Genomic DNA, 9,508 nt, shown 5'->3' with positions numbered 1-9,508 from the left:
GTAATACTGTAGAATCTTTCCCGCCACTAAAACCAATAATCCAGGGTCTTTCAGAAGTATCAGCATATGTATATTGATCTATAATTTCAGATATTATTTTCTCGACTTTTTTACTTTTAATCTCTGTCATAAATTTTTTTTAACGCCTTTTTAAATATACTTAAATGAACCTTTATTTTAAGATTTCTAAAAACTATCTTTCAACAAGATATAAACTATTTTAAATCTATTTTATCTTCTTTTTTTAATAAAGTCTTTGGCTTTATCATCCATATAAATAAAACTGATCCCATCGATTTTTACTAAGGTTAGTTCTTCGTTTTCTATCAACCTATAAACGTGTTGCCTACTTAAATTCTTACGTTTTGCGTAGTTTGAAATAGTTATAAGGTTCTCTATGTTAATTTTCATTAAGAGCTTTCAAATATAAAAATTTAATGTTACATTTGTAACATTAAATTAACGATTATGGAATCATTAGTTAACTACTCCGAGCAAATATATAAAAGAAGAATCGATCCTGATTCTACATTCATAGTTATTGCAAATCCAATCGATGGATTTATAAGTTTTGATACTGAGGAATTCAATAATTTTGAATCATTATCAAAAAACCTATTAAGTATTTTATTGAATTTAGAGTGTTGCGGTGAATGGGATTTAAAGGTTTATCAAACAAAAAAGCCATATAAAATCTACAAAAAATATGGCTATTACAAATACCCCAGTAATGGGAAACTTATCTTTAAGCACAGTTATATGGATCTTCCAGTTAAAAACATCAATTTTAAAAAAAACCTTATTGAAATTATAGGTTCAGATTTAGAAGTTAAAGAAAACTGGGAAAATGAACACAATGATTTTTTGGATTATGAAATTGATATAGAAATCATAAAAATCAAAACAGCTTAAATTAAGGAATGGTATTGTACTTGTCTCTACCAATATCTTTTCTTGTCAAACCGCACCATAGAAACCCTTACCTCCCCCCTTCCCGTTTGACATTTAATCCCACTTTCAGCATTTTTTTAACGGCTTTGGAGGGTTGGAAGTTGAGGTGAAATTTTTTGATGCTTTTTTTGGTGAGCTTGTCGGGTTGGTCTTCGGCTTTGCACTGAAAACCAATTTTATAGCGTCCCAGGTCGCCCAGCTCAACGATGCGCCCTTCGGCCAGGTGAAATTGGTACAGGTCTGCCAATTCCATAGCGGCGTGTTTTACATCGCCCGGGGTGAGCGAACAGCGCTCGCTTACTTCTTTACAAATCTGGTCAAAAGTAACAATACCGGTATGTACCGCCTGCAGGATGTATTGGTCTTTTTTACCACCTATGGTGTTTTTGCGTTTGGTGATGCGGTAGCGTAAACTTTGATTGCTTAGTGTTCTCATAACAAGTTGTTTTTATTTTACCGTTTAAAAAATTGTTTTTTAACGCAGGAAACTGTGTAAAGTAGCGCAGAAAACAATGCACGGAAGCGTTTGAAAGTGTGTAATTTACTACTTTTTTGGAAATAAATATACTAGTAAATTTGAATGTTTTTACTAGTATTTATGACAGGATTTACTAGTAAAAATAGAGTGCCTTTAGAAGTGATTGACACTCAGCGTGTTATGTCGGGGCAAAAGTGGCTTTTTGGGCACTTGAACACACTGCTTAGTAGCTGTTTAGCAGCCTTTTACAAAGATAAAAAAATATTGCTTTTTAAGCGTTGATACTTCGATTATTTTTAAAAGTTGTCTAAAAATGTATAGCTGTCAAGCACCGATACAAGCTATCCTTCCTTCAAATCCCTTAACCGCAACTGAATACTCGTGTTTCCATTCCAGGTGTTTTCATCGAGCGAGTACACCGCTTTAAAAGGTTTTTTGTCTTTAATCAATTCATACTGTTCTCCCATTCCAAAACCAATTCCGGTAAAAGAGGCCGAGTTGCCTTGTTTGACCACCAGTCTCAAGTGGTCTTCGTTTTCGCCCACTTTTTTGCTCCAGCCGGTGTCTTTCAAGTTTTGGGTCATAAACACCGGGGTCATATTGCTGGGGCCAAAGGGGGCAAATTGTTTTAAAATGCGGTAAAACTTTGGGGTGATGTCTTTAAAGTCAATTTCAAGATCAACAGTAATTTCGGGAGTGAGGAGTTTGACGTCTATGCTTTCCTTGACCACTTGTTCAAACTTTTGTTTAAAAGCTTCAAATTGTTCGGGTAGTAAGGTAAGTCCTGCGGCATATTTATGCCCACCAAACTGTTCAATGCAATCCTCACAGGCTTCAATGGCGTTATACACATCAAAATGCTTGACTGAGCGGGCACTGGCAGCGAGTTTGTCACCGCTTTTGGTAAAGACCAGTGTGGGACGGTAATAGGTTTCCGTTAGTCGGGAAGCCACGATACCTATCACCCCTTTGTGCCAGTGTTCCTGATAAACCACCGTGGTAAATCGTTCTTCTTCACCGTTTTTTTTGATGAGCTCCAAAGCTTCTTCAGTGATTTCGCGGTCTGTTTCCCTTCGGTCAAGGTTGTAGGCGTCAATTTCCTGTGCATAAATTTTGGCCTGTTCTATGTCTGTTTCGGTCATTAAATCCACGGCGTGTCGGCCGTGTTTCATCCTTCCGGCGGCATTGATTCGGGGGGCAATGATAAACACCACATCGCTAACTTCGAGTTTGTCTTTTTTAATTTGTTCAATAATGGCTTGAAATCCCGGCCGGGGGTTGGTGTTAATCACCTGTAACCCAAAATGGGTCAACACCCTGTTTTCGCCGGTCATGGGGACAATGTCTGCGCCAATGGCCGTTGCTACCAGATCAAGGTACAAAAGCAAATCATCAATCGTTTGTCCTCGTCTTCCGGCAAGGGCTTGTATGAGTTTAAAGCCCACACCACAACCACAGAGTTCGTCATAAGGATAATTACAATCTATTCTTTTCGGGTCAAGAATAGCTACAGCATCGGGAAGGGTTTCGCCGGGCCGGTGGTGATCGCAGATGATAAAGTCAATGCCTTTTTCTTTCGCGTAAGCAACTTTATCAACCGCTTTGATACCACAATCCAAAGCGATAATCAAAGTGATGTTGTTGTCAAAAGCATAGTCAATCCCCAGATAGGAAACGCCGTAACCCTCTGCATAACGGTCAGGAATGTAAGTGGCCACATTGGGATAGTATGACAACAAATAAGTAGACATCAGCGCCACCGAGCTGGTGCCATCCACATCATAATCGCCAAAAACCAGGATGTTTTCGTTTTCGGAAACAGCCTTTTCGATGCGCTCTACCGCTTTGTCCATATCCTTCATCAGGAAAGGGTCGTGCAAATCCTCCAGCGACGGACGGAAAAACTTTCTGGCGCCCTCATAGGTCTCTATTCCCCGTTGGATAAGCAATGAAGCCGTGACCTCATCCACCTGAAGTTCTTTGGCGAAAGCGGTTACTTGTTTATAATCGGGTTTGGGTTTGAGGGTCCAATTCATTATAGACTTGAGATTTTAGATGTTAGACTTCTATGTGTTGTATTTCAATAGTGATTTTAGCAAATTTTCGGAACATTTCCATGACGCCGCAGTATTTTTCTACAGATAAATTTACGGCTTTTTTTAATTTGTCCTGCGGCAACTCTTTTCCAAAAAACTGATAGACCACGTGAACGCTGTGGTAGTATTTGGGGTGTTCATCTGTGAGTTCGCCGGTGGTGATGATTTTAAAATCACTGACCTGTACTTTCATTTTGTTTAAAATAGAAACTATGTCCAATCCTGAGCAGCCTGCCAATGAAGAAAGCATCATAGCCTTGGGAGCAAGCCCGCTGTTTTGCCCACCGTTTTCAACGGAAGTATCCATTAATAAGGTATGCCCGGAGGGGTTGTCTGATTCAAACTGAAGGTTTTCCTTCCATTGCGTAGTGACTGTATGTGTCATATGAAGTATATTTATTTTCAAAAATAAAGGAATTTTTCGGATAAAAGCCTTTGATTAAAACCCAAAAAAAAAGGCCTCTTTACAGAAGCCTTTACTTTTTATTCAACCTATTAATTAATGAACAATGATGGGGTCAGGATTTCCATCAGGATCGTTATTTACGGTTCCGTCAGTTGATGGGTTTCCAAGTAACAGAACTCCGGCAGCATGTGGTGCTGCCATTGAGGTTCCGTTTAAAGTTCTATATCCGCCACTTTTCCATGTGGATAAAATAGAGACTCCCGGGGCGCAATAGTCAATGGGAGGGTTGGCGTAATTTGAAAAATTTGCCCAGTTGTCTCCCTGACTCATTGCAGAGATTGTAAACACATTTGGTCCGTTTGCCCTTGCAGGTGAAGTATTATTGGCATTTTGAGATTCATTCCCGGCGGCTATGACAAATTTAATTCCATTTTGAGAAGCACTTATTACAGCGTTATCCAGAGATATCGAAACCGGCCCTCCTAAACTCATATTAGCCACATCGCCGTTTGAGCCATTTGCAGCCACAAAATCTACTCCTGCAATTACTCCAGAGTAAGACCCGCTTCCGCGTCTGTCAAGTACTTTTATGGGTACTACTGTTGCTCCCGGAGCTACACCAATTACTCCAACAGAGTTGTTTTTGGCGGCAATAGTTCCGGCTACATGGGTTCCATGTCCATTTAAATCATTAAGTGAGTTACCATCCGGGCCATTTGAAAATGCATTAAATCCACTTGATGCATCCACATTCAGGTCTTCATGGGTAAGGTCAATTCCGGTATCTAAAATATATGCTTTTCTTGTTCCGGTATAGTTTTCAACGCCGTTGACACGGGCTATACCCCAAGGTACGTCTTGTGAGTCTCCTCCGCCTCCACCTCCGCCAGGGTCACAAGGACCGCCATTGGGTGTGCCGCAGGGCGGCGCAAAAATAAAAATGCGGTCTTGTTCAATGTGCAAAATACGTTTGTCGTTTTTAAGTTTTTCTACTTGATTATCAGCAAGTTTTACTGTTACTCCGGATATTGATTTGCTATAAACTTGAACGATTTCAGCAGATCTTATATTTTTTTCATAAAATAATTGGGCCGCAAAATTCTCCACTTGTTGTTTTGATTGTGAGTAATCTGCAATTCCTTTGCCTAAATTTGTCTCTGAAGATTCATTAAAAACAATAATAAACTGATTGGGAATAGGTTCTGCTTTTGATTGGGTAGTTTCTGCAGATTTCAAATCCCCTTTAAAAGTTTCCGCTTCAATTTCGTTGGTTGAGCAAGACATCAACAAAAGCCCTGCAAAAAACGAACCTGCTAAATAAAGTTTTAAAAGTTTCATAGGTTTTGTTTATTTGATTACTATTTGTGTTAATTCATTTCCCAAATTAATAAAAAAACCAATACATATTTAAATTGTCATAACATTTCTTTTAATTTAATTTTTATTTTTCCAATTTGCATTCTTTTATTCAATCGAATAAATTGAAAGTAAAATTCAAAAACAAAATATTGCTTTCTAAAATATATTAGCTATTTAAAATAAATATTATGCCTTTAGTCACCCCGCTTTCACCCAATCACGACAAAGAAACCAAAGAACTGGCCGCATTTTTTAATGATACGCTTGGATTTTGCCCCAATTCAGTCTTGACCATGCAGCACCGTCCGGCGATTTCCAAAGCGTTTATCAACCTCAACAAAGCCGTGATGGCCAATCAGGGCCGGGTAACGTCGGCCTTAAAGCGCATGATAGCTTGGGTGAGCAGCAATACTTCCGGATGCCGCTATTGTCAGGCACATGCCATCAGGGCCGCAGAGCGTTATGGGGCTGAACAGGAACAACTGGATAATATCTGGGAGTATCGTACACATCCCGCTTTTGCGGAAGCGGAAAGAGTGGCACTCGATTTTGCACTTGCGGCATCACAAATCCCGAATTCGGTTGATGAGGTATTAAAACAACGGCTTCATAAACATTGGAACGAAGGCGAAATTGTGGAAATGTTGGGTGTTATTTCACTCTTTGGTTACCTCAACCGCTGGAACGACTCTATGGGCACCTCTATTGAAGACGGCGCAGTGGAAAGTGGGGAAAAATACCTGAGCAAGCACGGCTGGGAAAAGGGTAAACACGGTGTTTAGCAATAGGGACAATATGATTTTGAACCATTAAGGCATTAAGGGGCATTAAGAAAATACTTAATGGCACTTAATTTTCTTAACTTCTTAATGTTTACAATAGAGTGATGGTCATTAAGTGTTTCCCGGCTAAAACCACCACAATCTCTCCTTTTGGAGGCTTTGCAGTATAATGCCCGAGGACTTCTTTAACGCTTCCGCGAATGGTTTCTTCGTGCAGTTTTGAAATTTCACGGGAAATGGAAATTTTTCGGTCCTCGCCAAAGGTTTCAGCAAATTGTGTCAGGGTTTTTATTAGTTTGTGGGGCGATTCATAAAAAATCATTGTCCGGGTTTCTTCTGAAAGGATTTGCAGTCTGGTTTTGCGGCCTTTTTTTACGGGAAGAAAGCCTTCAAACACAAATTTATCGTTGGGCAGTCCGCTATTGACCAAAGCGGGAACAAAAGCCGTGGCTCCGGGCAGGCAATCCACCTCAACACCGGCTTCGATACAGGCACGCGTGAGTAAAAATCCCGGGTCGCTGATAGCAGGAGTTCCTGCGTCGCTGATGAGGGCTATCGTTTTTCCACCTTTGATTTGATTGACAATGCTTTCAACGGTTTTGTGCTCGTTGTGCATATGGTGAGAGTGCATCTGGGTGTCTATGCCAAAATGTTTAAGCAGTTTTCCGCTGGTACGGGTGTCTTCGGCCAGGATCAAATCGGCTTCTTTGAGGACTCTTATGGCCCTTAAAGTCATATCTTCCAGATTGCCTATGGGCGTGGGAACAAGATAGAGTTTGGACATTTTAGTCAAATCGTTTTTCGATAAGCAGTAAGAATCGCTCCAGATAAACTTCTTTTCCCTCCCAATTGTAATCGGCTTTTACCTGATGCATTATAAATTCCTGAGCTTCTTCATAACTGCTTAGGGTAGTGACCTGCGATACCACCCTGTTATAATCACTGGCATTATTGGCAAACAAGTGTTTAGTGAAGGATATCCGGTCGTTGAGACCTATTTGAATGTTTTTGGTCAGTTTGTCGTTGAGTGATTTTTGTCTGGGTGAATCTTTGATTTTCTCGGTAATTTTCTGTTGTTCCGGTTCTTTTTGGGGCTTGTTCTTGGGAGCTTTGGATTCTTTTCGTTCAAAAACCGGGGTTTGTTGATAGTTTGCGGCAAATTCCTCCAAATCGTTGATTCCGGATTTTTTTTTCGGAAGAATTTCTTCCAACAGTTCATCAACCTGATGTGTTTCGTCCGGCATTTGAGCCACAATGTCTTTGATTTTTTCAATTAACGGCTCGGCCAGGTTTTCACGCTCTTCGGGTTCATTAAACGGAAGTGGCTCTTGCTGAGTGCTTTTTTTGGATAAATCTTCCTGAAGGTTCTTTTTGATTTCGGCTACATTGTTTTGCAGATACAAATGAATGGTAAGTTTTTCGTAAAGAGCACGGGTCAACTGCTGCAGTTCTTCTGCAGAACTGTTTTCGTTCAATTTTAGTATTTTAACCGCAATCTCCTGAAGCACTTCAAGATTTTTATTTTTCATCTTTTAAAGTTTAATAATTTATTTCTGTAGGGACTTTTGTTTTTATAAATTTACCTTTACAGAATGATAACGAAATTAGTGATAATTTTCGCATAGTAAAATACAAAATGTTTCTCGAAAATACGGTAAATCACAAAGAGCAATTTGGCTGGATAGAAGTTATTTGCGGTTCGATGTTCTCCGGCAAAACCGAAGAGCTCATCCGCAGGTTGAAACGCGCCCAGTTTGCAAAACAGCGCGTTGAAATCTTTAAACCCGCCATAGACCAGCGTTATGACGATGAAAAAGTGGTTTCACACGATAGCAATGAAATTCGCTCTACTCCTGTTCCGGCTGCTGCAAACATTCCAATTCTGGCAGACAATTGTGATGTGGTGGGCATTGATGAGGCGCAGTTTTTTGATGACGAAATCGTAAAAGTGTGTAATGATTTGGCCAATCGCGGTGTGCGTGTTATCGTTGCCGGACTCGATATGGATTTTAAAGGCAACCCCTTTGGGCCCATGCCTGCACTTATGGCCACTGCCGAATATGTCACAAAAGTTCATGCGGTTTGCACCCGCACCGGAAACCTGGCGCAATACAGTTTCAGAAAAACAAATGACGATAACCTGGTGATGCTTGGCGAAATTGAAGAATATGAACCCTTGAGCAGAGCAGCATACTACAAGGCAATGCTCAATGAAAAAGTAAAAAAACTCAAGGTCAACGACCCGCAAATTGTACCTTCAAAAAAATCTTCCTGATTTATGCCCAAAGCCACCGAAACTACTCTCGAAATCAATCTCAGTGCTTTAGCGCATAATTTCAATTACATTAAGTCAAAACTAAAGCCGGGCGTAAAGTTTATGGGTGTTGTCAAAGCGTTTGCTTATGGCAGCGACAGCAATGTTGTGGCAAAAAAACTGGAACAATTGGGCGTCGACTATTTTGCAGTTGCCTATGCTTCAGAAGGGGTGGCGCTGAGAAATTCAGGTGTTAAAACTTCCGTTTTGGTGCTTCATCCGCAAACCGTGAATTTTGACCAAATTGTTGATCGATGCCTGGAACCCAATATCTATTCGCCTTTAATGCTGGGGCGGTTTATCGCTTACGCGGAAAAAAATAAATTATCTGATTATCCCATTCACATCAAAATAAATACCGGAATGAACCGTGTTGGCTTTACGCCCGAAGAAGCCTCAAAAATTCCCGAATCACTAAAAAAAACCGGGGCAGTAAAAATAAAATCCATTTTTACACATCTTGCGGCAAGTGAGGATGTCCAAAACAGAGCTTTCGCTGAAAAGCAATTAAAGATTTTTGATGAAACTTCAGAAAGGCTTATGAAATCTATAGGCCACAGCCCTTTGAGACATACTTTGAACACTTCCGGCATACTCAATTTTCCCGATGCTCAATACGATATGGCGCGCAGTGGCATCGGGCTTTACGGTTTTGGAAATGACTCAATAGAAAATAAAAACTTTCGCCCCATTGCTACATTAAAAACCATTGTTTCACAAATTCATCAAATAAAAAAAGGGGAAAGCGTGGGCTATAATTTTGGATTTGTTGCCGACAAAGACATGAAAACCGCGACGCTTCCTTTAGGCCACGCAGACGGCATCAGCCGAAGTTATGGCAAAGGAAAAGGTTTTGTTTTCATCAATGGCAAAAAAGCCTCGATGATAGGCAACATTTGTATGGATATGCTGATGGTTGACATCACCGGTATTGACTGTGAGGAAGGCGACGAAGTTGTCATTTTTGGAGAAAAGCATACTGCTGAAGAATTTGCCGGGAGTATCAACTCCATTTCCTATGAAATAATTACAGCCATCTCTCAAAGAGTAAAAAGAGTGGTGATTGATTAAAAGAAATCAATTAACTTTAGGGTTAACTAACTTATAACCTTACTCCTATGT

At 40.2% G+C, this 9,508-nt stretch carries 10 protein-coding genes; 4 read left to right on the top strand and 6 right to left on the bottom strand.

Going from position 1 to position 9,508, the window contains the following annotated elements; all coding sequences use genetic code 11:
- The first annotated feature begins 468 nt into the window (after window positions 1–468).
- Window positions 469–912, top strand: a complete 444-nt coding sequence (locus AC6F75_RS02410; protein ID WP_500713335.1) for a hypothetical protein — start codon at window positions 469–471, stop codon at window positions 910–912.
- A 67-nt stretch (window positions 913–979) separates the two neighbouring features.
- Here AC6F75_RS02410 and AC6F75_RS02405 read toward each other — a convergent pair whose 3' ends face one another.
- The 4 genes from AC6F75_RS02405 to AC6F75_RS02390 all read right to left on the bottom strand — a co-directional run bounded on the left by AC6F75_RS02405 (window position 980) and on the right by AC6F75_RS02390 (window position 5,269).
- The gene (locus tag AC6F75_RS02405; RefSeq protein ID WP_500713333.1) at window positions 980–1,387 is read right to left on the bottom strand and encodes an HU family DNA-binding protein; all 408 of its coding nucleotides are present in this window, start codon (window positions 1,385–1,387) and stop codon (window positions 980–982) included.
- A gap of 383 nt (window positions 1,388–1,770) precedes the next feature.
- Window positions 1,771–3,465, bottom strand: coding sequence for a single-stranded-DNA-specific exonuclease RecJ (gene recJ, locus AC6F75_RS02400; protein WP_500713331.1), 1,695 nt, complete (start codon window positions 3,463–3,465; stop codon window positions 1,771–1,773).
- A 22-nt stretch (window positions 3,466–3,487) separates the two neighbouring features.
- Window positions 3,488–3,910 (bottom strand): OsmC family protein, encoded by a 423-nt coding sequence (locus AC6F75_RS02395; protein WP_500713330.1) that lies wholly within the window; start codon window positions 3,908–3,910, stop codon window positions 3,488–3,490.
- A gap of 114 nt (window positions 3,911–4,024) precedes the next feature.
- Complete coding sequence (locus AC6F75_RS02390) at window positions 4,025–5,269, bottom strand: S8 family serine peptidase (RefSeq protein ID WP_500713328.1); 1,245 nt, start codon at window positions 5,267–5,269, stop codon at window positions 4,025–4,027.
- A gap of 209 nt (window positions 5,270–5,478) precedes the next feature.
- Here AC6F75_RS02390 and AC6F75_RS02385 point away from each other — a divergent pair, with 209 nt between their 5' ends.
- Complete coding sequence (locus tag AC6F75_RS02385; RefSeq protein WP_500713327.1) at window positions 5,479–6,072, top strand: carboxymuconolactone decarboxylase family protein; 594 nt, start codon at window positions 5,479–5,481, stop codon at window positions 6,070–6,072.
- 91 nt (window positions 6,073–6,163) lie between these two features.
- On the opposite strand, the gene rsmI is transcribed toward AC6F75_RS02385, so the two are convergent.
- Together rsmI and AC6F75_RS02375 are read right to left on the bottom strand one after the other, a co-directional pair.
- Window positions 6,164–6,856 (bottom strand): 16S rRNA (cytidine(1402)-2'-O)-methyltransferase, encoded by a 693-nt coding sequence (gene rsmI, locus AC6F75_RS02380; RefSeq protein ID WP_500713326.1) that lies wholly within the window; start codon window positions 6,854–6,856, stop codon window positions 6,164–6,166.
- A gap of 1 nt (window position 6,857) precedes the next feature.
- On the bottom strand, window positions 6,858–7,601 hold the full coding sequence (locus AC6F75_RS02375; protein WP_500713324.1) for a DUF8457 domain-containing protein: 744 nt from the start codon (window positions 7,599–7,601) through the stop codon (window positions 6,858–6,860).
- A gap of 107 nt (window positions 7,602–7,708) precedes the next feature.
- Here AC6F75_RS02375 and AC6F75_RS02370 point away from each other — a divergent pair, with 107 nt between their 5' ends.
- Together AC6F75_RS02370 and alr are read left to right on the top strand one after the other, a co-directional pair.
- Entirely contained in the window at window positions 7,709–8,347 is a 639-nt protein-coding gene (locus AC6F75_RS02370; protein ID WP_500713322.1) for a thymidine kinase, read from the top strand.
- Between the two features lie 3 nt (window positions 8,348–8,350).
- Complete coding sequence (alr, locus tag AC6F75_RS02365; RefSeq protein ID WP_500713321.1) at window positions 8,351–9,457, top strand: alanine racemase; 1,107 nt, start codon at window positions 8,351–8,353, stop codon at window positions 9,455–9,457.
- The last annotated feature ends 51 nt before the right edge of the window (window positions 9,458–9,508 follow it).

The organism is Planktosalinus sp., from assembly GCF_059864935.1.
Note: the sequence above shows the minus strand (reverse complement) of the source record. Positions and strands in the feature narration are given on the sequence as shown.

Excerpts from the sequence above, each read along its gene's own strand:
- AC6F75_RS02410 (WP_500713335.1), top strand. The coding sequence starts at position 469 with ATGGAATCATTAGTTAACTACTCCGAGCAAATATATAAAAGAAGAATC.
- AC6F75_RS02405 (WP_500713333.1), bottom strand. The coding sequence starts at position 1,387 with ATGAGAACACTAAGCAATCAAAGTTTACGCTACCGCATCACCAAACGC.
- recJ (WP_500713331.1), bottom strand. The coding sequence starts at position 3,465 with ATGAATTGGACCCTCAAACCCAAACCCGATTATAAACAAGTAACCGCT.
- AC6F75_RS02395 (WP_500713330.1), bottom strand. The coding sequence starts at position 3,910 with ATGACACATACAGTCACTACGCAATGGAAGGAAAACCTTCAGTTTGAA.
- AC6F75_RS02390 (WP_500713328.1), bottom strand. The coding sequence starts at position 5,269 with ATGAAACTTTTAAAACTTTATTTAGCAGGTTCGTTTTTTGCAGGGCTT.
- AC6F75_RS02385 (WP_500713327.1), top strand. The coding sequence starts at position 5,479 with ATGCCTTTAGTCACCCCGCTTTCACCCAATCACGACAAAGAAACCAAA.
- rsmI (WP_500713326.1), bottom strand. The coding sequence starts at position 6,856 with ATGTCCAAACTCTATCTTGTTCCCACGCCCATAGGCAATCTGGAAGAT.
- AC6F75_RS02375 (WP_500713324.1), bottom strand. The coding sequence starts at position 7,601 with ATGAAAAATAAAAATCTTGAAGTGCTTCAGGAGATTGCGGTTAAAATA.
- AC6F75_RS02370 (WP_500713322.1), top strand. The coding sequence starts at position 7,709 with ATGTTTCTCGAAAATACGGTAAATCACAAAGAGCAATTTGGCTGGATA.
- alr (WP_500713321.1), top strand. The coding sequence starts at position 8,351 with ATGCCCAAAGCCACCGAAACTACTCTCGAAATCAATCTCAGTGCTTTA.